We start from the raw sequence: 23,755 nt of genomic DNA, 5'->3' as shown, positions 1-23,755 counted from the left end.
ACTCTCTGGGCGTCTGAGCATGCAGGCCCGAGCTCGCAAGCTCAGACAAACGGTTTACGGTCATCTGGAGGCAATACCATGGCCCTTACAGTCAACACTAACGTTGCGTCCCTCAACACTCAGCGTAACCTTGGAGCATCATCTAAAGGTCTGGATACTTCTCTCCAGCGCCTGTCCACCGGCTTTCGCATCAATAGCGCTAAGGATGACGCTGCCGGTCTGCAAATTTCCAACCGCCTGACCAGTCAGATCAATGGCCTGGGTGTCGCTACCCGTAACGCCAACGATGGGATTTCCCTGGCGCAAACTGCAGAAGGTGCCTTGCAGCAGTCCACTGGCATCCTGCAGCGTATGCGCGATTTGGCTCTGCAAGCCGCTAACGGCTCTAATGGCGCTACCGAGCGTGCAGCACTGCAAGGCGAAGTTGCTCAGCTTCAGCAAGAGCTGAACCGCATTTCAGAAACTACCAGCTTCGGCGGTCGCAAGATTCTTGACGGCTCCTTCGGTTCGCAAAGCTTCCAGGTTGGTGCAAATGCCTTCGAAACCATCAATGTTTCTGTAGGTTCGGCAGCTACTGATCGTATTGGTATCAACCGTCACACCACTCAAGCGGGTGGGTCTGGTTATACACCTTCCACCGGTATTGGTAGCGGTGCTTTTGCTTCCGGCTCTTTCACTGCCAATACCTCTGGTAGCGTCTACACTGCGTCGGGCGCCTTCCAGATTGAGTCCAAGTTCTCCAACGGCCGTACGGATATCATTCGCACTGCCAGTGGTTCCGCGAGCGAGATTGCTCGTTCGGTTAACAGCAAGAGCGATGAAACTGGTGTTACTGCTCAGGCGCGTACTGTGGCACGCCTGGGAGGCTTTGAGGCGGCGGCCAGTGGTGCTAGCAACCCTGATGGTTTGAATACGATTTCTTTCAAATTGTTTGGAGCTAACAGTAAGACTACTGCAAAGGATGGGGTGAGCATCTCCGCTACGATCAAGGATCCAACTGATCTGTCTGCTTTGGCTGACGCTATCAACAAAGAGACTGGCAAAACAGGCATCTCTGCAATATCCAAAGGTAACGAGATTGAGCTGGTCAGCTCGCGTGGTGATGCCATCGTGCTCGGTGAACTCGCAACTACCTCGGGTGGTGCGTCCATCACCGCTTATGACTTTACTGGTGAAACCGCCTACGGCAGCGGTACTGTCACAAGCGGTCAGGGCTTCCGCGTAGATGGCGAGGTTCGCTTCGAAGCGGCTGATGCTTTCCAGATCATCGATAATGAGAGCCAAGTTGCTAGTGGCTCTGCCTTCAGCGTACTGAATGCGGTTAATACCATAGACATCAGCACTGCCTTCGGTGCGCAAGATGCTCTGGGTATCATCAATGGCGCGATCTCCAATATCGATAGCCAGCGTGCTCAGCTGGGTGCTGTACAAAACCGCTTCGAGAACACCATCGCAAACCTGCAGAATATCGGAGAAAACGCTTCGGCGGCTCGTAGCCGGATTCGCGACACTGACTTTGCTGCCGAAACTTCGGAACTGACCAAGAATCAGATCCTGCAGCAGGCCGGCACTGCGATCCTGGCTCAGGCCAACCAGCTGCCGCAGGCCGTACTCAGCCTGCTGGGCTAAGGTCAAAGGCGCTAGACTACGGGGGGAAGGGCCTGGCTCTTCTCCCCGTTACCTCATTCTGAGGAGTAATTTATGGACGTCAGCTCAATAAAGCCCCAGGTCAATTCTACTGTTGTCCGTGATGGTGGCGTCTCCAATGCTGCCGAAACTCGGCAGAAACAAGGGTTTTCCAATCTCACAGCGGTTTCGCCTGCTGATGACCAGTCTGTTGCGCGCGCGGTCACTCCCGCTCAGGAGGTGAGCCGTGAACAGGTCGAGGATGCGGTAGCGACCATTCAGGAGTTCGTGCAGTCGGTTCGTCGCAGTATCAACTTTGCAGTCGATGACGGCTCTGGACGTGTGGTTGTCAAGGTAACGGATGCCGGGTCGGGCGATGTGATCCGACAGATTCCATCGGAGGAAGCGTTGAAATTGGCAGAAAATCTGTCAGAGGTGCGCAGCCTTTTGTTTCAAGCCGAGGCATAAAACGTCTTGGCATGATTTTTGACTGATACTCTTCAAACGACAGGGTGCAGTCGGATTTTTGACGAGGTGCAAGATCATGGCGGGTATTACGGGAATCGGTTCGGGTCTCAACATCAACGAGATTGTCACTGCGTTGGTCAATGCCGAGAAAGCGCCGAAGACCAACCAGCTCGACAATCTTGAGAAGCAGACCACTACCCGTATCTCTGCAATTGGCACCCTCACTGGTGCGATGAACTCCTTCAAGACGGCCCTCGACGCCCTAAACAAGCCTTCTCTGTTCGAGTCCCGCACTGCAAGCACCTCCAATAGCAGCGTGCTCAAGGCTACTGCTACCACAACTGCGCCTGCAGGCACATACAGCGTTCAGGTTCAGCAATTGGCTGCCAGCAGCAAGGTTGCCCTGCAGTCTGTCTCGGGTGTGGGTAACGCCCCGGCTACTTTCAACAGCGGTACGCTGGAGATTTCCGCTGGCAATACCAGCATCAGTGTCGATGTAACCGCCGCCAACAACACGCTTGCTGGTATGCGTGACGCGATAAACGAAGCCGGGAAAGACAGCGGTATAAGTGCCACCATCATTACCGATGATTCCGGTTCCCGCTTGGTGCTGAGCTCGACCAAGACTGGCGCAGGCAATGACATTCAGGTAGCGGTTACCGAAGATGGTGAAACGACCGGCGGCAATGCCTTGACGACTCAGGCGTTCTCGCCTGTCGCAGACCCCGACAATGCTGGCTCTTTCCTGAAGCCCAGCTCGGACACTGGCGCGGGGGGGGTGATTAGTCAGGCCAAGTCGGCCAAGCTCACCATCGACGGATTACAACTGGTGCGTGATAGCAACAAGATCGAGGATGCGCTCGAAGGCGTTACGCTTGATCTTGTCGCGGCCCAGAGTGCTACCGATCTGACCGATGGCAAGACCATCAATCTCACCGTTGGTGTCGACAAGTCGAGCGTAAAGAGCAACCTGCAGAAGTTTGTCGATGCCTACAACGCCTTGATCACTTCCTCGGCGCAGCTCACTGCGGTCGTCGAAGTGGAAGGTTCCAAGCCTGTGGCAGGCCCTCTGGTTGGTGATTCCACGGTGCGCAGCGTTCTGTCTGGCTTGCGCAATGAAATTGTCAAGATGACCGGTGGCGGAGACGCCGGTGTGCGTGCTCTGGCCGACTTGGGTATCACTACCGGCAAAGATGGCAAGTTGTCTCTCGACGATGCCACGCTGACCAAGGCACTCGACACCAATTTCGAACAGGTGGGTGCTTATCTCACTGGCAGTGACGGTTTGATGGGGCGTCTGTCTGGCTTTGTATCCAGCTATGTGGCGACCGATGGTGTATTGAAACAGCGTGACAGTGCCTTGCGCGATACCTTGAAGAGCGTTGACTCTCAGCGCGAAAGCCTGAACAAGCGTGTCGAAAGCCTGCAAACCCGTCTTTATGCCCAGTACAACGCCATGGACTCCCTGGTAGGGCAGCTCACCCGTACCAGTGAAAGTTTGAGTGGCATGCTCGCCAACCTTCCTGGTTTCGTGAAAAAGGATTAAGTAATGGGTAAGAATCCGATAGACGCCTACAAGCAGGTCAAGACCAGCCAGGAAGTGTCACCTTATCGCACGGTACAGCTGTTGCTCGAAGGTGCATTGCAACGTGTGATGCTGGCCAAGCAGGCCCAGGCCGAGGGTGATACCGAGATTCGCGGCATGGCGGTGGGGAGCACCATCACCATTCTGGGTGTGCTGCAAGCGGCTCTGGACAAGGAGCTGGGCGGTGAAATCGCCGAGAACCTGGATGCGCTCTACGACTATATGACTCGCCGCTTGGCGGGGGTCGCTCTGGACGATACGCCGCGCACCCTGGAAGAGGTTCAGGCGCTGCTGGGTGATATCAAGAGTGCCTGGGATGCCATTGGGCCAGAGGTCGAGCCGGCGACTGCTGGCTGACCAATCGTTTCTTTTCGGTTTGGCTGGGCCGTTTCAGCGACAAAAGCGTTAAAGCTTTGAATCGCAGGGCCGATACCTGGAGTATCAGCCCATCGGTAGAGCGAGAGCGACTATGAACGCAATGGCGGCCCTCAAGCAGTATCAGACCGTCAACAACCAAGCGCAGGCCGCAGAGGCCAGCCCTCATCGACTGATCCAGATGTTGATGGAGGGTGGTTTGTCTCGCATCGCTCAGGCACGTGGTGCCATGGAGCGCGGACAGACAGCGCTAAAAGGTGAATTGATCGGCAAGAGTATTGCCATCATCGCGGGACTGCGCGAGAGTCTCGACCACCAGCAAGGTGGCGAGCTGGCCGGTAACCTCGATAGCCTGTATGAATACATGATCGCCCGTTTGACCGAAGCCAATGTGAGCAACGAGCCGGAGCTTCTCGAAGAAGTTTCGGGGCTGCTGCGTAACGTCAAACAGGGTTGGGATGCTATCGCTCAGTAGCGAGCATCGGAGGAGAAGCGAATGAGTTCATCCGTCCAGCGTTTGCAAGCGACCGGCTCGGCCCTGCGTGATGCTCTGGCCAAACAGGACTGGGCCGCGATTGGCGAGCTCGATCTGCAGTGCCGCATGGTAGTCGATGCTGCTATGGTCGATAGTCACGACGAAGAAGAACTGCGCAGTGGCCTGGAAAATCTACTGTCACTTTACCGTGAGCTGGTGACCGTTTGTCAGACCGAGCAGCGGCGTCTGGCAGGCGAATTGGTGCAGCTCAATCAATCCCACCAGGGGGCCAAGGTTTATCAGCTTTTCGGCTGATAACCTGATGTTTACCGAGTTTAACCAGCAGGTTCGGCTCGGTTGTCCCTCTCTCCGCTTGCGTTTCTCTTTCTTTTTTCTCGGTTGCCACTACCCGGCTCTGCAAACAGGTGCTTAGCTAATTCCATTGGCGGGCAAAAAAGTTACGCCATAAAATTGACTGACTTCAATTTTTTGACTTTACTAGTGGCTAATTGCCGGTGCGTGTCGAAGATCTGGCGCGCAATTTCCCTCACTTCTCGGGTCAGACAAGCACAAGATGTGGCGTGAAACCAAAATCCTGTTGATCGATGACAATGCTGCGCGCCGCCACGAGTTGGCGATCATTCTGAGTTTTCTCGGGGAAGAGCATCTGGCCTGTACCAGCCAGGATTGGCGCAATGCTGTGGCCGAGCTCGCTTCCAGTCGCGAAGTGCTCAGCGTCTTGCTGGGCGATGTCGAGGCCAAGGGTGGGGCGCTCGAGCTGACCAAGCAGATTGCTGGCTGGGATGAATTCCTGCCGCTATTGACGGTTGGCGACTCCAGCATTGTCGAGTGGCCGGAAGATCTGCGCAGGCGTGTGCTGGCGAGCCTGGAAACTCCACTCAGCTATAACAAGCTGCTCGATTCGCTGCACCGTGCCCAGGTCTATCGCGAGATGTACGACCAGGCCCGTGATCGTGGTCGGCAGCGCGAGCCCAATCTGTTCCGCAGCCTGGTCGGTACCAGTCGTGCCATTCAGCAGGTGCGGCAGATGATGCAGCAGGTCGCCGATACCGAGGCCAGTGTGTTGATCCTCGGTGAGTCCGGAACCGGCAAGGAAGTGGTAGCGCGCAATCTGCATTACCACTCCAAGCGTCGCGAGGCACCGTTCGTGCCGGTCAACTGCGGTGCCATTCCGGCCGAGTTGCTGGAAAGCGAGTTGTTCGGTCATGAGAAGGGCGCCTTCACTGGAGCCATCACCAGTCGGGCAGGGCGCTTCGAGCTGGCCAACGGCGGTACGCTGTTTCTCGATGAAATCGGCGACATGCCGCTGCCGATGCAGGTCAAGTTGCTGCGGGTGCTGCAGGAACGAACCTTCGAGCGTGTCGGCAGCAACAAGACGCAGACCGCCGATGTGCGCATCATCGCTGCCACGCACAAGAACCTGGAGAAGATGATCGAGGACGGCAGTTTCCGTGAGGACCTGTATTACCGCCTCAACGTCTTCCCTATCGAGATGGCGCCGCTGCGCGAGCGTATCGAAGATATTCCGCTGCTGATGAATGAGCTGATTTCGCGCATGGAGCACGAGAAGCGTGGCTCCATTCGCTTCAATTCGGCCGCCATCATGTCGCTGTGCCGTCATGACTGGGCAGGTAACGTGCGCGAGCTGGCCAACCTGGTGGAGCGCATGGCGATCATGCATCCCTACGGTGTGATCGGGGTGGGCGAATTGCCGAAGAAGTTCCGTCATGTCGATGACGAGGATGAGCAGCTTGCCGCCAGCCTGCGTGATGAAATGGAAGAGCGCGCTGCGATCATGGCCGGTCTGCCGGGCCTCGATACGCCCGCCATGCTGCCGCCGGAGGGGCTGGACCTGAAAGATTACCTCGGCAATCTGGAGCAGGGCCTGATCCAGCAGGCGCTGGATGATGCGGGTGGCGTGGTGGCGCGTGCGGCTGAGCGCCTGCGTATTCGTCGTACCACGCTGGTCGAGAAGATGCGCAAGTACGGCATGAGCCGCCGCGAAGAGGATGGTCAGGACGAGGATTGACTTGTCTGGGGGCGGCCGCGCAGTGGCACAGGCCATGATTCTGTAGGGCTGGTGCGCACGGCGCGCCCTACGAGTAATTGCTGACCCGAAAGCCGGAGCTTTGACGCGAGCTCCGGCTTTGTTTTTTCAAGTACTTGATAAATAAATAGAAAAAAGTAGGCACGGGGATTGCTAAAGCTCTTGTATCCGACCGTCTTCTGACGGTGCGTCGTATGAGAGAAGCAGATGGAAGCTAACCGTCGTCCTACCGAGTCAGCCGAGCCAGGCGTTCCGGCGCCGCTCGAGCAAGCCAGCCGGGCAGGACTGGAGCAGGCCTTTGCCCTGTTCAATCAGATGTCCAATCAGCTCAGCGAGTCCTACAGCTTGCTGGAAGCGCGGATCAATGAGCTGAAGGGGCAACTGGCGCTGGTCAGTGCTCAGCGTATGCAGGAACTGGCGGAGAAGGAACGTCTGGCCCATCGCCTGCAAAGCCTGCTGGATCTGCTGCCTGGTGGTGTGATCGTCATCGACGGTCAGGGCGTCGTGCGCGAGGCCAACCCAGTCGCGCGTGCGCTGCTCGGCCAGCCACTGGTGGGTATGCTCTGGCGCCAGGTGATTGCTCGCAATTTCGCGCCGCGCGAAGACGATGGTCACGAAATCTCCATGCGCGACGGCCGGCGTCTGTCCATTGCCACCCGTTCTCTGCACGGGGAACCGGGGCAGTTGGTGCTGCTGACCGACCTGACGGAAACCCGTCGCCTGCAGGATCAGCTCTCTCGCCATGAGCGTCTATCGGCGCTGGGGCGCATGGTCGCCTCTCTCGCGCATCAGATCCGTACGCCACTCTCCGCTGCGCTGCTTTATGCAAGCCACCTGAACGAGCAGGTACTGCCGGCCGAACAGCAGCAGCGCTTCGCCGGGCGCTTGAAGGAGCGGCTGCACGAGTTGGAAAACCAGGTGCGCGACATGCTGATCTTCGCCCGGGGCGAGCTGCCGTTGCCGGATCGCCTGTCGCCATCGGTCCTGTTCGACGCGCTGCGTGCCGCTGCCGATGCGCATGTGGGCGATATGGCCGTGCGCTGGCAGTGCGATGTGCGCGACGGCGAGTTGCTGTGCAATCGCGACACGCTGGTCGGCACCGTCCTCAATCTGATCGACAACGCCATTCAGGCTGCCGGGCGTGATGCGCGCCTGAAGGTTCATCTCTATCGCCGCGACAGCCAGCTGCGCCTGTGCGTCAGCGATAACGGGCCAGGCATGAGCCGGGAAACCCTGGCGCGCCTGGGCGAGCCCTTCTTCACCACCAAGACTACCGGTACCGGCCTCGGCCTGGCGGTGGTCAAGGCAGTGGCCCGTGCTCATCAGGGCCGGCTGCTGCTGCAATCGCGTGTGGGTCGTGGTACCTGCGCCATCGTTTCTCTGCCGCTGCAAGGTGCAGCGCCTCACTCGAATCAGGAGTAACCCATGGCTGCCAAAGTCCTGCTGGTTGAAGACGATCGCGCGCTGCGCGAAGCTCTGGCCGATACCCTGTGCCTGGGCGGGCATGATTATCGGGCGGTCGATTGCGCCGAGGCGGCGTTGGTCGCGTTGACCGAAGAGCCGTTCGGGCTGGTGGTCAGTGACGTCAACATGCCGGGCATGGATGGTCATCAACTGCTGGCGCAGATTCGTAGTCGTTATCCGCAACTGCCGGTATTGCTGATGACGGCCTTCGGCGCGGTGGAGCGGGCGGTGGATGCGATTCGCCAGGGGGCGGCCGATTACCTGGTCAAACCGTTCGAGCCGCGCACGTTGCTGGAGCTGGTGGCCAGACATGCACTCGGAAAACTGACGGCGGGAGATCGTGACGGTCCGGTGGCGCTCGAGCCGGCCAGCGTGCAGCTGCTGGAGCTGGCGTCCCGAGTGGCGCAGAGTGATTCGACGGTGATGATCACCGGCGAGTCCGGCACCGGTAAGGAAGTGCTGGCGCGTTATATCCATCAGCAGTCACCGCGCGCCTCCGGGCCTTTTATCGCCATCAACTGTGCGGCGATTCCCGACAACATGCTCGAGGCCACCTTGTTCGGGCATGAGAAGGGCGCATTCACCGGTGCGGTCAACGCGCAGCCAGGCAAGTTCGAGCTGGCTGATGGCGGCACCATTCTGCTCGACGAGATTTCCGAAATGCCGCTGGGGCTGCAGGCCAAGTTGTTGCGTGTGTTGCAGGAGCGTGAGGTGGAGCGGGTCGGGGCGCGTAAACCGATCAACCTGGATATTCGCGTGCTGGCCACCAGTAACCGTGACTTGGCCAGTGAGGTGGCGGCGGGGCGCTTCCGGGAGGACCTCTATTATCGTCTGTCGGTATTTCCCCTGGCCTGGCGACCGCTGCGTGAGCGGCCTGCCGACATTCTGCCGCTGGCCGAACGACTGCTGGCCAAACACGTCAAGAAAATGAATCAGGTGCCGGTGCGTCTGTCCGAGTCGGCCGCGCAGAGCCTGGTACAGCATCAGTGGCCGGGCAATGTGCGCGAACTGGACAACGCCATTCAACGCGCATTGATCCTGCAGCAGGGGGGGGTGATTCAGGCGCAGGATCTATGCCTGCATGCGCCCATCGGCCAATCGGTGCAGGGTACGGCCCCGCGTCTGGCCGTGGTACCGAGCGTTGCGCCGCCAATGGCGCAACCGGTCGAGTCGCCGAGTGCGGTCGATACCGGCGCGCTGGGGGAGGATCTTCGCCGTCGCGAGTTTCAGGTCATTATCGATACCCTGCGTGCCGAACGCGGTCGCCGCAAGGAAGCCGCCGAGCGCCTGGGTATCAGCCCGCGCACCCTGCGCTACAAGCTGGCGCAGATGCGTGATGCCGGCATGGATGTCGAGGCTTATCTGTACGCCAGCTGATCCGGCTCTGCCAGAGTCCTACCTTCTTGGGCAAGCCGGGCCACTTCTGTGCGCCTGGTTTGCTGTCTTCGCTTCACCCTTCGAGAGGTCCGTTTTCGGGCTGCCTCTCCTTGCTGCCTGAAGCTTGTAGCCTGTGGCTGCTCTTTTGGCACTCTTGTTGCAAATACCCCTGCATAGCGCCGCTAGTGTCAAAAAGCGGGCAGTGGAGGAAGTCATGAGCCAAGGTGTCGAATTCAATCGCTTGATGCTGGAAATGCGTTCCATGCAGGCTGAGGCCATGGCGCGTCAGAAACCTGCAGTGAGCGAGCCAGTGCAAGGGGCGCCGAGTTTCTCGGAAATGCTCGGCCAGGCGGTGAACAAGGTCAACGAGACCCAGCAGGCTTCCAATAAACTGGCGACCGCTTTCGAGATGGGGCAGAGCGGGGTCGACCTGACCGACGTGATGATCGCCTCGCAGAAAGCCAGCGTATCCTTCCAGGCCATGACCCAGGTGCGTAACAAGCTGGTCCAGGCGTATCAAGACATCATGCAGATGCCGGTCTGAGGGTTGATTCATGGCTGAAGCAGCAGTAGCAAATGTACCGGCCAAGGCCGAGCCAGGTGAGCCGAAGAAGCCCCTGCTGGGCCTTAGCTTCTTGGAAAACCTCGCGGAGATGTCGGTGCTGCGTCAGCTCGGCCTGTTGGTCGGTCTGGCTGCCAGCGTGGCGATCGGTTTTGCCGTGGTGCTCTGGTCACAGCAACCGGACTATCGTCCGCTGTATGGCAGCCTCAACGGTATGGATGCCTCTCAGGTGGTCGATACCCTGACCACTTCCGGCATCGATTACACCATCGAGCCCAACTCCGGCGCGCTACTGGTCAAGGCTGACGATCTGGCGCGTGCGCGCATGCGCCTCGCGGCTGCTGGCGTGGCGCCCACCGACAACAGCGTCGGTTTCGAAATTCTCGACCGTGAGCAGGGCCTGGGCACCAGCCAGTTCATGGAGGCGACCCGCTATCGCCGCGGTCTTGAGGGCGAGCTGGCACGTACGGTGGCCAGCCTCAATAACGTCAAGGCGGCGCGTGTGCACCTGGCCATGCCCAAGGCTTCGGTGTTCGTGCGTGACGAACGCAAGCCGTCTGCCTCGGTGCTGGTCGAACTCTATCCGGGGCGCGCATTGGAGCCCAGCCAGGTCATGGCGATCGTCAACCTGGTGGCGACCAGCGTGCCCGAGTTGGACAAGGGCCAGGTCACGGTGGTCGACCAGAAGGGCAATCTGCTCTCCGATCAGCAGGAGCTGTCCGAGCTGACCATGGCTGGCAAGCAGTTCGACTACACCCGTCGCATGGAAACGCTGTTCACCCAGCGCGTGCACAACATTCTGCAGCCGGTGCTGGGCACTGGTCGCTACAAGGCGGAAGTCTCGGCTGACGTGGATTTCAGCTCGGTTGAGTCCACCTCCGAAATGTTCAACCCGGATCAGCCCGCGCTGCGCAGCGAGCAACAGGTCAACGAACAGCGTCAGAGCAGCCTGCCGCCGCAGGGCGTGCCGGGTGCGTTGTCCAACCAGCCACCTGGTCCGGCTGCCGCGCCAGAGCAGGCCGCAGGCGCTGCCGCCCCGGCCGGCCCGGTTGCTGCGGGTCAGCCGCTGGTCGACGCCAATGGCCAGCAGATCATGGACCCGGTAACCGGCCAGCCGATGCTGGCGCCATACCCGGCAGACAAGCGTGAGCAGTCGACCCGCAACTTCGAGCTGGATCGTTCCATCAGCTACACCCGTCAGCAGCAGGGGCGCCTGCGTCGCCTGTCGGTAGCGGTGGTGGTGGATGACCAGGTACGTGTCGATCCGGTTACTGGCGAGAGCAGCCGGGTGCCGTGGACGACCGATGACCTGGCGCGCTTTACCCGTCTGGTCCAGGATTCGGTGGGCTTCGATGCCAGCCGCGGCGACAGCGTCAGCGTGATCAATACCGCCTTTACCGCTTCGCTGGGTGAAGAGATCCCCGATATTCCGTTCTACACCCAGCCCTGGTTCTGGGACATCGTCAAGCAGGTGCTCGGCGTACTGTTCATACTGGTGCTGGTGTTCGGTGTGCTGCGTCCGGTGCTCAACAACATCACCGGCGGCAGGGGCAAGGAGCTGGCAGGTTCCGGCGATGTGGAACTGGGCGAAATGGCAGGTCTGGACGGCGAGCTGTCCGACGATCGCGTCAGCCTCGGCGGGCCGCAGAGCATCATGTTGCCGAGCCCCAGCGAGGGGTATGATGCACAGCTGAACGCTATCAAGAGTCTGGTAGCGGAAGATCCTGGCCGCGTCGCCCAGGTCGTCAAAGAGTGGATCAACGCCGATGAGTGACAATCGTACCGCTACCAAGCTGAACAAGGTCGACAAGGCTGCGATTCTGCTGCTTTCGCTGGGTGAGACCGATGCCGCACAGGTGTTGCGTCACCTCGGGCCGAAGGAAGTGCAGCGCGTCGGTGTGGCCATGGCCGGCATGCGCAATATCCATCGCGAGCAGGTCGAGCAGGTGATGGCCGAGTTCGTCGATATCGTCGGTGACCAGACCAGCCTCGGTGTGGGTTCCGATGCCTACATCCGCAAGATGCTCACCTCTGCGTTGGGTGAGGACAAGGCCGGTAATCTGATCGACCGCATCCTGCTGGGCGGCAGCACCAGTGGCCTGGACAGCCTGAAGTGGATGGAGCCGCGTGCCGTTGCCGATGTGATCCGCTACGAGCATCCGCAGATCCAGGCCATCGTCGTCGCCTATCTCGATCCGGACCAGGCCGGTGAAGTGCTCAGCCATTTCGACCACAAGGTGCGCCTGGACATCATCCTGCGTGTGTCCTCGCTCAATACCGTGCAACCGTCCGCGCTCAAGGAACTCAACCAGATCCTCGAGAAGCAGTTCTCCGGCAGCGCCAACACCACGCGCGCCACCATGGGCGGCGTCAAGCGTGCGGCGGACATCATGAACTTCCTCGACAGCTCGGTGGAAGGTCAACTGATGGACTCCATTCGCGAGGTGGACGAAGACCTGTCGACACAGATCGAAGACCTGATGTTCGTCTTCGACAACCTGGCCGATGTCGACGACCGTGGCATCCAGGCACTGATGCGCGAGGTCTCTTCCGAGGTGCTGGTACTGGCGCTCAAGGGCGCCGACGACGCGATCAAGGACAAGGTCTTCAAGAATATGTCCAAACGTGCAGCCGAGCTGCTGCGCGACGACCTGGAGGCCAAGGGGCCGGTGCGCGTCAGCGATGTCGAAGGGGCGCAGAAGGAAATTCTCACCATCGCCCGGCGTATGGCCGAAGCCGGAGAGATCGTGCTTGGCGGCAAGGGTGGCGAGGAGATGGTTTAAGCCATGGCTGCCAAGGAGTCTGAGAGCGAGCTGATTCGCGCCAAGGATCTCGGCACGTTCGACCGTTGGGCGTTGCCCAGCTTCGATGCGCCGGGTGAAGAACCGGAAGAAGCCGAAGCTGCTGCTGATGAACAGGTGCAGCCTTCTGCCGAGGTCGAGGCGCAGGACACAGCGCAGGTCGAAGAGGTCGCACTCGAAGATGTCAAACCTCTGACGCTCGATGAACTCGAAGCCATCCGCCAGGATGCCTACAACGAAGGCTTCGCCACCGGCGAAAAGGACGGCTTTCATGCCGGCCAGATCAAGGCCAAGCAGGAGGCCGACGCGGCCTTGGCGCTGAAGGTCGGCAGCCTGGAAAAGCTCATGACGCAGTTGCTCGATCCGATTGCCGAGCAGGACCAGCAAATGGAAGTGGCCATGGTGCGTCTGGTCAGTCATATGGTGCGCGAGGTGATCCAGCGCGAACTGAGCACCGACTCCAGTCAGATTCGCCAGGTGTTGCGCGAAGCGCTCAAGCTGCTGCCGATGGGGGCGGGCAACGTGCGTATCCAGGTCAACCCCCAGGACTTCGAGGCGATCAAGGCACTGCGCGAGCGTCATGAGGAAAGCTGGCGCATCCTTGAGGACGACAGCCTGCTGCCAGGTGGGTGCCGCATCGAGTCGGAGCATAGCCAGATCGACGCCAGCGTCGAGACGCGCATGGCGCAGGCACTCAAGCAATTGTTCGAACAGCAGCGCGCGCAGAGCACCCAGCCGCCGGAAGCGGACATCAATCTGGATCTGGACCGCGACGATGCGCGTTGATCGCGTGAGCTTCGCCCGGCGCCTGGAGGGCTACAGCGATGCGATCAGCCTGCCCAGCCAGCCCATACTCGAAGGCCGCCTGCTGCGTATGGTCGGTCTCACCCTGGAGGCCGAAGGGCTGCGCGCGGCCATAGGCAGCCGCTGCCTGGTCATCAACGAAGACAGCTACCACCCGGTTCAGGTCGAGGCCGAGGTGATGGGCTTCTCCGGAGGCAAGATCTACCTGATGCCGGCGGGCAGTCTGGCGGGTATTGCGCCTGGCGCGCGCGTGGTGCCGTTGCCCGATGCCGGCCGCTTGCCCATGGGCATGTCCATGCTTGGCCGGGTGCTCGACGGCACCGGTCGTGCCCTGGATGGCAAGGGCGGGATGAAGGCCGAGGACTGGGTGCCGGTGGATGGCCCGACCATCAACCCGCTCAACCGCGACCCCATCAGCCAGCCATTGGACGTCGGCATTCGCTCGATCAACGGTCTGCTCACCGTTGGCCGTGGTCAGCGTCTGGGCTTGTTCGCCGGCACCGGTGTGGGCAAGTCGGTGCTGCTGGGCATGATGACGCGTTTTACCGAGGCCGAGATCATCGTGGTCGGGTTGATCGGTGAGCGCGGGCGTGAGGTCAAGGAGTTCATTGACGAGATCCTCGGCGAAGAGGGTCTCAAGCGTTCCGTGGTCGTGGCTTCGCCGGCCGATGAAGCGCCGCTGATGCGTTTACGTGCGGCGCAGTACTGCACACGCATCGCCGAGTACTTCCGTGACAAGGGCAAGAACGTTCTGCTGCTGATGGATTCGCTGACACGCTATGCCCAGGCCCAGCGTGAAATCGCTCTGGCTATCGGTGAGCCACCAGCGACCAAGGGCTACCCGCCATCGGTGTTCGCCAAGTTGCCCAAGCTGGTCGAGCGTGCCGGCAATGCCGAGGCCGGCGGCGGTTCGATCACCGCGTTCTACACCGTGCTGAGCGAGGGCGATGACCAGCAGGACCCCATCGCCGATGCCGCGCGCGGTGTGCTTGACGGGCACTTTGTTCTGTCACGCCGTTTGGCCGAGGAGGGGCACTATCCCGCGATCGATATCGAATCCTCGATCAGTCGGGTCATGCCGCAAGTGGTGCCGCCGGAGCAGCTCAAGCAGGCGCAGCGATTCAAGCAGTTGTGGTCGCGCTATCAACAGAGTCGCGATCTGATCAGTGTGGGTGCCTATGTTCCGGGCGGCGACGCGGATACCGATCAGGCCATCGCCCGCCAGCCGGTCATGGCTCAGTACCTGCGTCAGGGGCTGGATGAAAGTGTGGGCATGCCGCAGAGCCGTGAGCAACTGGCTGCCGTGCTGGGGCAATGATGGCGTTGATCAGGATATTTCTCGTCATCGCTGAGGTCGTGCATCGATGAGTCTCAGTCGCGCAAAGCGTCTGCAGCCGGTCGTCGATATGGCAGAAAAGGCCGAGCGCGAGGCCGCGCGCCAGCTCGGGCATTGCCAGGGACTGGTCGGCCAGGCCGAAGCCAAGCTGGGTGAGCTGGAACGTTTCCGTGGCGATTACCAGCAGCAGTGGATCAGTGAGGGCAGCAAGGGCGTTTCCGGCCAGTGGCTGATGAACTACCAGCGCTTTCTGTCGCAGCTGGAGACGGCGGTCGGCCAACAGCAGCAAAGTCTGGAGTGGCATCGCGCCAATCTGGAGAAGGTGCGCGCCGTTTGGCAGCAACGCTATGCGCGTCTCGAGGGACTGCGCAAACTGGTCCAGCGCTACATTGACGAAGCCCGACTGGCCGAGGACAAGCGCGAACAGAAACTGCTCGACGAGCTGGCGCAACGCCTGATCGACCGTGGTGAACCCTGAATAGAGGTTGTTTCGTCGCCGACCAGATGCTACACCTTCAAACGTGAATTGCCCTATCTGGCAGAGTCTCGACAAAGGAGTAGACATGGCCATTACCTCGCAGCCCTCGGCCGACGGGCAAGAGCTGACCATTGTGATTCGAGGACGCTTCGACTTCGCCTCCCACCAGGAATTTCGTGACGCCTATGAGCGTGTCAATCAGACACCCAAGCGTTATCAGGTCGACCTGCGCGACACCAGCTATCTGGACAGTTCGGCACTGGGCATGCTGCTGCTGTTGCGTGACCATGCTGGCGGCGATTCGGCGCAGATCAGCCTGCTCAACTGCAGCAGTGACGTGCGCAAGATCCTCGCCATCTCCAACTTCGAGCAGTTGTTCAAGATCAGCTGAGCATGCCTGACCGACTTGCCATTCTGATCGCCGAGGACAACGCGGCCGACCGCATGCTGTTGTCCACCATCGTCAGTCGTCAGGGCCACCGCGTATTGACCGCCAGCAATGGCCTGGAGGCGGTGGCCCTGTTCGAGCAGGAGCGTCCGCATCTGGTGCTGATGGATGCGCTGATGCCGGTGATGGATGGTTTCGAGGCGGCGCGGCGGATCAAGGATCAGGCCGGCGAGGCGCTGGTGCCGATCATCTTCCTCACGTCGTTGACCGAGGGCGAAGCGCTGGTGCGTTGTCTTGAGGCCGGCGGCGACGACTTTCTCGCCAAGCCCTATAACCGGGTGATACTCGAGGCCAAGATCGGGGCGATGGATCGTCTGCGCCGTCTGCACGACACGGTATTGCAACAGCGCGACCTGATCGCCCAGCACAACGAGCATCTGCTGCACGAGCAACGTGTGGCCAAGGCGGTATTCGACAAGGTGGCGCATTCCGGCTGCCTGGATGCGTCAAACATCCGTTACATGCAGTCGCCCTACGCGCTGTTCAATGGTGATTTGCTGCTGGCGGCGTACAAACCGTCTGGCGGCATGCACGTGATGCTGGGCGATTTCACTGGTCATGGTTTGCCGGCGGCTATTGGCGCGATGCCGCTGGCCGAGGTGTTCTACGGCATGACGGCCAAAGGTCATGCCCTTGCGGAGATCCTTCGCGAGATCAACGCCAAGCTCAAGCGCATCCTTCCGGTGGGCGTTTTCTGCTGCGCCACCGTGCTCAATATCAGCAGCAAGCGCGGCTTGCTCGAGGTGTGGAGTGGTGGGTTGCCAGATGGCTACCTGCTACATGGCGATGGTCGCCCGCGTCAGTCATTGGTGTCACGCCATCTGCCCCTTGGAATCCTCGAACCAGCGGCGTTCAGTGATCGCTGTGAGGTCTATCCGCTGGCGCCGGGAGATCGTATTTTCCTGCTCAGTGATGGCGTGCTCGAGGCCAGTGACCAGCAAGGCCAGCTATTCGGCGAGGCGCGCCTGCTCGAGCTTCTGGACGCCAATCGTCAACCGCAGGCGTTGTTCGAGGAAATCCAGCTGGCGCTGGCGGCGTTCCGCGGCGAGCAACAAGATGACGTCAGCATGGTTCAGGTCGGCTTGGCCGAAGACGACGAGCATCCTCGCCCACTGGCCTTTGCCGACAGCGGTCAGAGCAGCGTGATGGATTGGTCGGCCAGTTTCGAGTTTCGAGCGCTGAGCCTGCGTCACTTCAACCCGCTGCCATTTTTGCTGCAGCTGCTGCTGGACGTGCGGGCGCTGCGGCCGCGTGGGGGCGAGCTGTATACCGTGCTCGCCGAGCTCTATTCCAATGCCCTGGAGCATGGGGTAATGGGACTGGATTCCTCGCTCAAGCAGGATGCCAGTGGCTTTGCCGAATATTATCGGGAGCGCCGTCTACGTCTGGCGTCCTTGCAGGATGGCTATGTACGATTTCATTTGCAGATGCTGCCGGAAGAAGGGGGAGGGCGACTGATCGTCCGGGTCGAGGACAGTGGTCCCGGATTCGATCCGGTCACCGTTATGGCGCTTGGTGACGAAGCCCTGTGTGGTCGCGGTCTTGCCCTGGTTCGTCAGCTCAGCGACGGTTTCCAGATTGCCCCGGTTGGCCAGGGAGTCAGCGTGGAGTTTTGCTGGTCCTCTGAGGCATAATGCGACGCTGTTGTTCAGGGAGTGACCCGGTGTCCGATATCCATCTCGACGAAGCCGTCCTGGCGGCCCTGCAGGACGTCATGGAGGACGAATACCCGATTCTGCTCGATACCTTCGTGGCCGATTCCGAGGAGCGTCTGCGTCTGCTGCATGTAGCTGCGACCGAAGGTGATGCGCAGGGCCTGCGCCTGGCTGCGCACAGCTTCAAGGGCAGCTGCAGCAACATGGGAGCGGTGCTTCTGGCCAGCTTGTGCAAGGAGCTCGAGGACGCGGGGCGGCGCGAGGCCCTGGAGCCGGCTCCAGCCCTGATCGAGCAGATCGAGCGCGAGTTCGCCATCGTCCGCATCCTGTTCAAATCCGAGCGTCAGCGCTATCGCGTCTGACGCCTTTCACGAGTTGGCCCGCCCTTTGCTCTGATCCTGTCACGACCCATCAGACGGAGAGCGTCCATGTCCGCGTTGCCCGACCTACGCCTGCAGGCTACGCCTGAGGTGAAGAGCAAAGCGAAGCAGCCGGCCAAAGCGCCGGAACCCAGCAAGAACGGTGCTTCCAGCTTTGCCGAGGTATATGCCAAGGAGCGTCAGGCCAAGCCTGGCGAGCGCGCTGGCAGTACCGACAAAACCAGCCAGGAACAGAAGTCTGCGTCATCAGCAGGGGAGCCCGATGCCGCTTCAACTGCCGCCGAGCAGCCTGCGGTTGCCGCCCCCGGCAATTCCTTGCCGACGCCGGAGGGCGCTGCAGAAGAGCTCGATCCGTTGCTGGCAATGGCGCTGGGCGGTATCCAGGCTCAGGTAGACGATGCTCCGCTAACCGAGGAGTCGTCGGCACTGCCGGCGCTGGTGATTACCGGCGCAGGCAGCGATGCCGCTGAGAATGCCGAGCCAGTACTGGAGGAGGAGGCGCTCGACCCGTTGGCGCTGCTCAAACAGCCGGCGGAAGAGGCAATCAAGGCCCAGGCCCCGCAGGATGCCGCGATCAAGAGCGCGCGTGTGGCGACCAGCACGGACTTCGCCGCAGCCATGGTAGCCATGGGCAAAGGCGAGGAGTCAGGCGCGAGCACTGAAGAATCGACCCTGGACCTGCCGCTTGAAAGTCTGCCCAAGGACGCCCTGGAGAGTCTCAAGGACAGCGCTCAGCCCACTCGACCCGATCAGTTCGTCAGCAAGCTCAATGCGCTGACGCAGGCGCTCAATCATCAGGCTGGCGCCGCGCAACGCCTGCCACTGGTACCCGGTCAGCCGGTCGCCATGCAACAGGGCGGCTGGAGTGAGGCGGTGGTGGATCGTGTCATGTGGCTTTCCAGCCAGAACCTCAAGTCGGCCGAAATTCAGCTGGACCCTGCAGATCTTGGGCGTCTCGAAGTGCGCGTAAACCTGTCGCAGGATCAGGCGCAGGTGACGTTCGCCAGCCCCAATGCCGGGGTGCGTGAAGCGCTGGAAGGGCAGATGCATCGTCTGCGTGAGCTGTTCGCGCAGCAAGGCATGAACCTGGCGGATGCCAACGTCTCCGATCAGTCGCTTAACCGTGGCTGGCAGGGGCAGGGCGAGGGCGGGCGCGGTGGTTCCGGCTCGCGTGATGATCTGCTTGCCAGTGACGAGTTGCAGCCTGGTGTCCATCAGGAAGTGCGTAGCGAGCGCTTGACCGCTGGCCGTGGGCTGGTCGACTACTACGCGTGAGTGGCAGTTAAGCCTGTATCGACACTGGGCAATGCCCGACGATCGGTGTTCCTCCGCTAGACTTGCATTCGCCCGGGTTGCCGAAAGGTGCTCGGGCGAATGCAATTTGGGTGACAGCAGGCAGCTGGAGCTGTTAAATCCGCAGCCCAGAGTTAGACAAGTCTGCTCATATGCTGGCATAACACTTGCTCTTAACCCTTTGAATGCGGAAAGAACGTAGGTACTGACGGATTATTGGCATGGCTAAGAAAGAAGCGGCACCGACTGCCGACGGACAACCCGCCGGCAAGAGCAAGCTCAAACTCATCATTCTGATCGTGGTGGGCCTGCTGCTGGCCGTTGGCCTTTCCGTGGGCGGTACCTGGTTCATTCTCAGCAAGGGCGACAAGAGCGAGGAGGCCAAGCCGGCAGAGGCCGCGGCACCGGCGGCGCCAGTGCGTCAGCCGGCCATCTACCAGGATCTGATGCCGGCCTTCGTGGTCAATTTCAATCACCAGAATCGTACCCGCTACCTGCAGGTCAGCATGGCCTTGATGAGCCGCGATACCGCCGGCATGGAAAAGCTCAAGGTGCATATGCCGGTATTGCGCAACCGTCTGGTGATGCTGCTGTCCGGTCAGGATTTTGCCGCGCTGCAAACCCCGCTGGGCAAGGAAATGCTTCTGCAGCAGGCGCTGGCCAGCGTGCAGGAGCTCGCGCAGAAAGAAACCGGCAGCACCGTGGTCGAGCAGGTGCTGTTCACCAATTTCGTGTTGCAGTAGCGGGAGCCGAAGATGGCCGTGCAAGACCTGCTTTCCCAGGACGAGATCGATGCGCTGTTGCATGGCGTCGATGACGGTCTGGTCGAGACCGAGGACGCCGCGGAGCCCGGGAGCGTCAAGCAATATGACCTGACCAGTCAGGATCGTATCGTCCGTGGGCGCATGCCGACGCTGGAGATGATCAACGAGCGCTTCGCCCGCTACACCCGCATCAGCATGTTCAACCTGTTGCGCCGCTCGGCTGACGTTGCCGTCGGTGGAGTGCAGGTGATGAAATTCGGCGAATACGTGCATTCGCTGTACGTGCCGACCAGTCTCAACCTGGTGAAGATGAAGCCGCTGCGCGGCACCGGTCTGTTCATCCTTGACGCCAAGCTGGTGTTCAAGCTGGTGGACAACTTCTTCGGTGGAGATGGGCGCCATGCCAAGATCGAAGGCCGTGAATTCACCCCCACCGAGCTGCGCGTGGTGCGCATGGTGCTCGACCAAGCCTTCGTCGACCTGCGCGAAGCCTGGCACGCAGTGATGGACATCAACTTCGAGTACGTCAACTCCGAGGTCAACCCGGCGCTGGCCAATATCGTCAGCCCGAGCGAGGTGGTCGTCGTGTCCACCTTCCACATCGAACTGGACGGCGGCGGCGGCGACCTGCACATCACCATGCCGTATTCGATGATCGAGCCGATCCGCGAGATGCTCGATGCTGGCTTTCAGTCCGATGTCGACGACCAGGACGAACGCTGGATCAAGGCCCTGCGCGAGGACATCCTCGACGTCAGCGTGCCGCTGGCCGCCACCGTGGCCCGTCGCCAACTGAAGCTGCGCGACATCCTGCATATGCAGCCGGGTGATGTGATCCCCGTGGAATTGCCGGACAACGTGGTCATGCGCGCCAACGGCGTGCCGACCTTCAAGGTCAAACTCGGTGCGCACAAGGGCAATCTGGCCCTGCAGGTACTGGAACCAATCGAACGCCAACGCTGAGGCGCTGGCAACTCCATAGGGCCGTTGGGCCCGAAGCGAACGAATAGCAGAAGCCAGGCGAGGAACGACGATGGCAGACGAAGAGAACACCTCCCCCGAGGAGCAGGCACTGGCCGATGAATGGGCTGCGGCGCTGGCCGAGGCAGGTGATGCAGATCAGGACGACATCGATGCCATGCTGGCCGGTTCCGCTCAGGCGGCACAACCTGCAGCGCCGCGTGCACCGATGGAAGAGTTCGGCAGCGCGCCGTCTCCCAGCAACCTGCCGGTCAATCTGGATGGGCCCAATCTGGACGTGATTCTGGATATTCCAGTGTCCATCTCCATGGAAGTGGGCAACACCGATATCACTATCCGCAATCTGCTGCAGCTCAATCAGGGCTCGGTGATCGAACTGGATCGTCTGGCCGGTGAGCCGCTCGACGTGCTGGTCAACGGCACGTTGATCGCCCATGGCGAAGTGGTGGTGGTCAACGAGAAGTTCGGCATTCGCCTGACCGACGTGATCAGCCCCAGCGAACGTATCAAGAAGCTGCGTTGACCATGGCTCGTCTTCTCGCTCTGTTTCTGAGCATGCCCCTGATGGCCATGGCTGCCGAACCTGCCGGCAAGGCGGCGACGCCCATGGCCGGCAGCGACATAGCCGGCCAGCTTGGTCAGTTGTTGCTCGGCCTGCTGCTGGTGATCGGTTTGATCTTCCTGCTCGCCTGGCTGCTACGCCGCATGCAGCAACTGGCTCCGCGCGGTAATCAGGTGATCAAGCTGCTGGCCACTCAGGCGCTGGGCCCGCGTGATCGCCTGGTACTGGTACAAGTGGGCAGTGAGCAGATTCTGTTGGGCCTGTCCGCCGGGCGGATCACCCCGCTGCACGTGCTCAAGGAACCCGTGCACCTGCCTGACGCCGAGCTGGCCACACCAGAATTCGCTCAGCGCCTGATGGAGCTGCTGGGCAAGGATCAGAAGGACAAATCCTGATGCTGCGTTTGTTGCTGGTGCTGGTGCTGAGTCTCGCCGCATCGCTGGCGTTCGCCGAAGACCCACCTGGCGCCAGCTCGCTGATTCAGCAGGGCAACAGCCCGCTGTCGATCCCGGCCATCACCTTGTCGACGGACGCAGAGGGGCAACAGGAGTATTCGGTCAGCCTGCAGATTCTGCTGATCATGACGGCGCTGAGCTTCATCCCGGCGTTCGTCATGCTGATGACCAGCTTTACCCGGATCATCATCGTCTTTTCCATCCTCCGTCAGGCGCTGGGCCTGCAGCAGACACCCTCGAATCAGATACTGGTCGGCCTGGCGCTGTTTCTGACGATGTTCATCATGGCGCCGATTTTCGACCGGATTAACACCGATGCGTTGCAGCCTTATCTGAACGAGGAGATTGTCGCGCAGGAGGCACTGACGCGGGCAGAAGGGCCGATCCGCGACTTCATGCTGGCGCAGACTCGCGAAAGCGACCTGGAATTGTTCGTGCGGCTGTCCAAACGCACTGACCTGGCCAGCGTCGAGGACGTGCCGTTGACCATTCTGGTGCCAGCGTTCGTCACCTCCGAGTTGAAGACCGCGTTCCAGATCGGCTTCATGATCTTCATTCCGTTTTTGATCATCGACATGGTGGTCGCCAGTATCCTCATGGCGATGGGTATGATGATGCTGTCACCGCTGATCATCTCATTGCCGTTCAAGATCATGCTGTTCGTCCTGGTCGACGGCTGGGCGCTGATAATGGGCACCTTGGCCGCCAGTTTCGGCACGATATAGCGAGGCCTCTGATGACTCCCGAAGTTGCGGTTGACCTGTTTCGCGAAGCGCTGTGGCTGATCGTGCTGATCGTCGGTCTGGCGGTGGTGCCCAGCCTGCTGGTGGGGTTGGTCGTGGCGATGTTCCAGGCTGCCACGCAGATCAACGAACAGACGCTGAGCTTTTTGCCGCGCCTGATGGTGATGCTGATCACGCTGATCTGGGCCGGTCCCTGGCTGGTGAGTCAGTTGATGGAGTACACCCAGACGTTGATCCAGAACATTCCGTACCTCATAGGTTGAGGGGCTGCGCGCGATGCTGGAATTGAGCAACGAGCAGATCAGCGGCTGGGTCGGCCAGTTCCTGCTGCCGTTGTTTCGTATCGCCGCGATGCTGATGGTGATGCCCATCATCGGTACCCAACTGGTACCGAACCGCGTACGCCTCTATCTGGCTCTGGCCATCAGCGTGGTGCTGGTACCGACGCTGCCGCCGATGCCGCAAGTCGATGCCTTGAGTCTGCGTAGTCTGCTGTTGATCCTGGAACAGGTGCTCATTGGTGCCATGTTCGGCTTCATCCTGCAGTTGTTCTTCCATCTGTTCGCCGTTGCCGGGCAGATCATCGCCATGCAGATGGGCCTGGGTTTTGCCTCGATGGTCGACCCTACCAATGGTGTGTCGGTGCCGGTGCTTGGCCAGTTCATGCTGATGCTGGTGACCCTGTTGTTTCTGGCAATCAACGGCCATCTGGTGGTGTTGGAAATTCTGGCGGAAAGCTTCGTCACGCTACCGTCCGGGCAAGGCTTGATGGTCAATCATTACTGGGAACTGGCCGGCAAGTTGAGCTGGGTGATAGGTGCCGGCCTGCTTTTGACCTTGCCCATGGTCACCGCGCTGCTGGTGATCAACCTGGCGTTTGGTGTGATGACCCGCGCTGCGCCGCAGCTGAACATCTTCTCCATCGGCTTCCCCCTGACCCTGGCCATGGGCCTGGTGATTTTCTGGGTGGGGCTTTCCGATTTCGGCAATCTGTTCCAGGCGCTGGCCAGCGAAGCCCTGCAACAGCTAAGCGAATTCGCTCTTGTGAGGTAGCG

Annotated in this window: 26 protein-coding genes; all 26 read left to right on the top strand. The window is 60.6% G+C overall.

Translation table 11 applies throughout. The annotated features are described in order from the left end of the window. Positions 1-78 precede the first annotated feature (78 nt). The 26 genes from BM186_RS14420 to fliR all read left to right on the top strand — a co-directional run bounded on the left by BM186_RS14420 (position 79) and on the right by fliR (position 23,753). Positions 79-1,629 (top strand): flagellin, encoded by a 1,551-nt coding sequence (locus tag BM186_RS14420; protein WP_074916111.1) that lies wholly within the window; start codon positions 79-81, stop codon positions 1,627-1,629. Between the two features lie 72 nt (positions 1,630-1,701). Beyond that, complete coding sequence (locus BM186_RS14415) at positions 1,702-2,094, top strand: flagellar protein FlaG (RefSeq protein ID WP_074916109.1); 393 nt, start codon at positions 1,702-1,704, stop codon at positions 2,092-2,094. A gap of 76 nt (positions 2,095-2,170) precedes the next feature. Further along, positions 2,171-3,640, top strand: coding sequence for a flagellar filament capping protein FliD (gene fliD / locus BM186_RS14410; protein WP_074916108.1), 1,470 nt, complete (start codon positions 2,171-2,173; stop codon positions 3,638-3,640). Between the two features lie 3 nt (positions 3,641-3,643). Further along, entirely contained in the window at positions 3,644-4,036 is a 393-nt protein-coding gene (gene fliS / locus BM186_RS14405; protein WP_021489641.1) for a flagellar export chaperone FliS, read from the top strand. 112 nt (positions 4,037-4,148) lie between these two features. Beyond that, positions 4,149-4,529 (top strand): flagellar export chaperone FliS, encoded by a 381-nt coding sequence (gene fliS / locus BM186_RS14400; RefSeq protein WP_024307695.1) that lies wholly within the window; start codon positions 4,149-4,151, stop codon positions 4,527-4,529. A 21-nt stretch (positions 4,530-4,550) separates the two neighbouring features. Beyond that, complete coding sequence (gene fliT / locus BM186_RS14395) at positions 4,551-4,844, top strand: flagellar protein FliT (RefSeq protein WP_072425689.1); 294 nt, start codon at positions 4,551-4,553, stop codon at positions 4,842-4,844. 259 nt (positions 4,845-5,103) lie between these two features. Beyond that, entirely contained in the window at positions 5,104-6,579 is a 1,476-nt protein-coding gene (locus BM186_RS14390) for a sigma-54 dependent transcriptional regulator (protein WP_017679155.1), read from the top strand. Between the two features lie 225 nt (positions 6,580-6,804). Beyond that, entirely contained in the window at positions 6,805-8,019 is a 1,215-nt protein-coding gene (locus tag BM186_RS14385) for a sensor histidine kinase (protein ID WP_074916106.1), read from the top strand. A 3-nt stretch (positions 8,020-8,022) separates the two neighbouring features. Beyond that, the gene (fleR, locus tag BM186_RS14380) at positions 8,023-9,438 is read left to right on the top strand and encodes a sigma-54-dependent response regulator transcription factor FleR (RefSeq protein ID WP_074916104.1); all 1,416 of its coding nucleotides are present in this window, start codon (positions 8,023-8,025) and stop codon (positions 9,436-9,438) included. 214 nt (positions 9,439-9,652) lie between these two features. Then, on the top strand, positions 9,653-9,982 hold the full coding sequence (gene fliE / locus BM186_RS14375; RefSeq protein ID WP_017679158.1) for a flagellar hook-basal body complex protein FliE: 330 nt from the start codon (positions 9,653-9,655) through the stop codon (positions 9,980-9,982). Between the two features lie 10 nt (positions 9,983-9,992). Further along, complete coding sequence (gene fliF, locus BM186_RS14370) at positions 9,993-11,774, top strand: flagellar basal-body MS-ring/collar protein FliF (RefSeq protein ID WP_074916102.1); 1,782 nt, start codon at positions 9,993-9,995, stop codon at positions 11,772-11,774. Continuing rightward, entirely contained in the window at positions 11,767-12,783 is a 1,017-nt protein-coding gene (gene fliG, locus BM186_RS14365; RefSeq protein WP_072425685.1) for a flagellar motor switch protein FliG, read from the top strand. Before fliF ends, fliG begins: the two co-directional genes overlap by 8 nt. A 3-nt stretch (positions 12,784-12,786) precedes the next feature. Next, a complete protein-coding gene (gene fliH, locus BM186_RS14360; protein WP_074916100.1) occupies positions 12,787-13,587 on the top strand; it encodes a flagellar assembly protein FliH in 801 nt (266 codons plus the stop codon). Continuing rightward, positions 13,577-14,923 (top strand): flagellar protein export ATPase FliI, encoded by a 1,347-nt coding sequence (gene fliI / locus BM186_RS14355; RefSeq protein WP_017679162.1) that lies wholly within the window; start codon positions 13,577-13,579, stop codon positions 14,921-14,923. The genes fliH and fliI overlap by 11 nt, the downstream gene beginning before the upstream one ends. Before the next feature lie 46 nt (positions 14,924-14,969). Further along, entirely contained in the window at positions 14,970-15,419 is a 450-nt protein-coding gene (gene fliJ, locus BM186_RS14350) for a flagellar export protein FliJ (RefSeq protein ID WP_059391453.1), read from the top strand. A gap of 85 nt (positions 15,420-15,504) precedes the next feature. Next, a complete protein-coding gene (locus BM186_RS14345) occupies positions 15,505-15,810 on the top strand; it encodes an STAS domain-containing protein (protein ID WP_074916098.1) in 306 nt (101 codons plus the stop codon). A gap of 2 nt (positions 15,811-15,812) precedes the next feature. Continuing rightward, positions 15,813-17,501, top strand: coding sequence for an ATP-binding SpoIIE family protein phosphatase (locus tag BM186_RS14340; RefSeq protein ID WP_074916096.1), 1,689 nt, complete (start codon positions 15,813-15,815; stop codon positions 17,499-17,501). Positions 17,502-17,530: 29 nt separating this feature from the next. Beyond that, a complete protein-coding gene (locus tag BM186_RS14335) occupies positions 17,531-17,884 on the top strand; it encodes an Hpt domain-containing protein (protein ID WP_017679165.1) in 354 nt (117 codons plus the stop codon). A gap of 66 nt (positions 17,885-17,950) precedes the next feature. Further along, the gene (locus BM186_RS14330; RefSeq protein WP_074916094.1) at positions 17,951-19,177 is read left to right on the top strand and encodes a flagellar hook-length control protein FliK; all 1,227 of its coding nucleotides are present in this window, start codon (positions 17,951-17,953) and stop codon (positions 19,175-19,177) included. Between the two features lie 239 nt (positions 19,178-19,416). Beyond that, positions 19,417-19,938, top strand: coding sequence for a flagellar basal body-associated protein FliL (gene fliL, locus BM186_RS14325; protein ID WP_017679167.1), 522 nt, complete (start codon positions 19,417-19,419; stop codon positions 19,936-19,938). Positions 19,939-19,950: 12 nt separating this feature from the next. Further along, positions 19,951-20,922: a flagellar motor switch protein FliM gene (fliM, locus tag BM186_RS14320; RefSeq protein WP_017679168.1), complete on the top strand. Its 972-nt coding sequence runs from the start codon at positions 19,951-19,953 to the stop codon at positions 20,920-20,922. A 70-nt stretch (positions 20,923-20,992) separates the two neighbouring features. Beyond that, complete coding sequence (fliN, locus tag BM186_RS14315; protein ID WP_017679169.1) at positions 20,993-21,463, top strand: flagellar motor switch protein FliN; 471 nt, start codon at positions 20,993-20,995, stop codon at positions 21,461-21,463. Positions 21,464-21,465: 2 nt separating this feature from the next. Further along, entirely contained in the window at positions 21,466-21,897 is a 432-nt protein-coding gene (gene fliO / locus BM186_RS14310; protein ID WP_045735305.1) for a flagellar biosynthetic protein FliO, read from the top strand. Then, a complete protein-coding gene (gene fliP / locus BM186_RS14305) occupies positions 21,897-22,682 on the top strand; it encodes a flagellar type III secretion system pore protein FliP (protein WP_074916092.1) in 786 nt (261 codons plus the stop codon). Before fliO ends, fliP begins: the two co-directional genes overlap by 1 nt. 11 nt (positions 22,683-22,693) lie before the next feature. Next, positions 22,694-22,963 (top strand): flagellar biosynthesis protein FliQ, encoded by a 270-nt coding sequence (gene fliQ, locus BM186_RS14300; RefSeq protein WP_017679172.1) that lies wholly within the window; start codon positions 22,694-22,696, stop codon positions 22,961-22,963. Positions 22,964-22,976: 13 nt separating this feature from the next. Continuing rightward, positions 22,977-23,753 (top strand): flagellar biosynthetic protein FliR, encoded by a 777-nt coding sequence (gene fliR, locus BM186_RS14295; protein ID WP_017679173.1) that lies wholly within the window; start codon positions 22,977-22,979, stop codon positions 23,751-23,753. The last annotated feature ends 2 nt before the right edge of the window (positions 23,754-23,755 follow it).

Origin of the sequence: Ectopseudomonas toyotomiensis, from assembly GCF_900115695.1 — a bacterium.
GTDB lineage: Bacteria > Pseudomonadota > Gammaproteobacteria > Pseudomonadales > Pseudomonadaceae > Aquipseudomonas > Aquipseudomonas toyotomiensis.
Note: the sequence above shows the minus strand (reverse complement) of the source record. Positions and strands in the feature narration are given on the sequence as shown.

Excerpts from the sequence above, each read along its gene's own strand:
- BM186_RS14420 (WP_074916111.1), top strand. The coding sequence starts at position 79 with ATGGCCCTTACAGTCAACACTAACGTTGCGTCCCTCAACACTCAGCGT.
- BM186_RS14415 (WP_074916109.1), top strand. The coding sequence starts at position 1,702 with ATGGACGTCAGCTCAATAAAGCCCCAGGTCAATTCTACTGTTGTCCGT.
- fliD (WP_074916108.1), top strand. The coding sequence starts at position 2,171 with ATGGCGGGTATTACGGGAATCGGTTCGGGTCTCAACATCAACGAGATT.
- fliS (WP_021489641.1), top strand. The coding sequence starts at position 3,644 with ATGGGTAAGAATCCGATAGACGCCTACAAGCAGGTCAAGACCAGCCAG.
- fliS (WP_024307695.1), top strand. The coding sequence starts at position 4,149 with ATGAACGCAATGGCGGCCCTCAAGCAGTATCAGACCGTCAACAACCAA.
- fliT (WP_072425689.1), top strand. The coding sequence starts at position 4,551 with ATGAGTTCATCCGTCCAGCGTTTGCAAGCGACCGGCTCGGCCCTGCGT.
- BM186_RS14390 (WP_017679155.1), top strand. The coding sequence starts at position 5,104 with ATGTGGCGTGAAACCAAAATCCTGTTGATCGATGACAATGCTGCGCGC.
- BM186_RS14385 (WP_074916106.1), top strand. The coding sequence starts at position 6,805 with ATGGAAGCTAACCGTCGTCCTACCGAGTCAGCCGAGCCAGGCGTTCCG.
- fleR (WP_074916104.1), top strand. The coding sequence starts at position 8,023 with ATGGCTGCCAAAGTCCTGCTGGTTGAAGACGATCGCGCGCTGCGCGAA.
- fliE (WP_017679158.1), top strand. The coding sequence starts at position 9,653 with ATGAGCCAAGGTGTCGAATTCAATCGCTTGATGCTGGAAATGCGTTCC.
- fliF (WP_074916102.1), top strand. The coding sequence starts at position 9,993 with ATGGCTGAAGCAGCAGTAGCAAATGTACCGGCCAAGGCCGAGCCAGGT.
- fliG (WP_072425685.1), top strand. The coding sequence starts at position 11,767 with ATGAGTGACAATCGTACCGCTACCAAGCTGAACAAGGTCGACAAGGCT.
- fliH (WP_074916100.1), top strand. The coding sequence starts at position 12,787 with ATGGCTGCCAAGGAGTCTGAGAGCGAGCTGATTCGCGCCAAGGATCTC.
- fliI (WP_017679162.1), top strand. The coding sequence starts at position 13,577 with ATGCGCGTTGATCGCGTGAGCTTCGCCCGGCGCCTGGAGGGCTACAGC.
- fliJ (WP_059391453.1), top strand. The coding sequence starts at position 14,970 with ATGAGTCTCAGTCGCGCAAAGCGTCTGCAGCCGGTCGTCGATATGGCA.
- BM186_RS14345 (WP_074916098.1), top strand. The coding sequence starts at position 15,505 with ATGGCCATTACCTCGCAGCCCTCGGCCGACGGGCAAGAGCTGACCATT.
- BM186_RS14340 (WP_074916096.1), top strand. The coding sequence starts at position 15,813 with ATGCCTGACCGACTTGCCATTCTGATCGCCGAGGACAACGCGGCCGAC.
- BM186_RS14330 (WP_074916094.1), top strand. The coding sequence starts at position 17,951 with ATGTCCGCGTTGCCCGACCTACGCCTGCAGGCTACGCCTGAGGTGAAG.
- fliL (WP_017679167.1), top strand. The coding sequence starts at position 19,417 with ATGGCTAAGAAAGAAGCGGCACCGACTGCCGACGGACAACCCGCCGGC.
- fliM (WP_017679168.1), top strand. The coding sequence starts at position 19,951 with ATGGCCGTGCAAGACCTGCTTTCCCAGGACGAGATCGATGCGCTGTTG.
- fliN (WP_017679169.1), top strand. The coding sequence starts at position 20,993 with ATGGCAGACGAAGAGAACACCTCCCCCGAGGAGCAGGCACTGGCCGAT.
- fliO (WP_045735305.1), top strand. The coding sequence starts at position 21,466 with ATGGCTCGTCTTCTCGCTCTGTTTCTGAGCATGCCCCTGATGGCCATG.
- fliP (WP_074916092.1), top strand. The coding sequence starts at position 21,897 with ATGCTGCGTTTGTTGCTGGTGCTGGTGCTGAGTCTCGCCGCATCGCTG.
- fliQ (WP_017679172.1), top strand. The coding sequence starts at position 22,694 with ATGACTCCCGAAGTTGCGGTTGACCTGTTTCGCGAAGCGCTGTGGCTG.
- fliR (WP_017679173.1), top strand. The coding sequence starts at position 22,977 with ATGCTGGAATTGAGCAACGAGCAGATCAGCGGCTGGGTCGGCCAGTTC.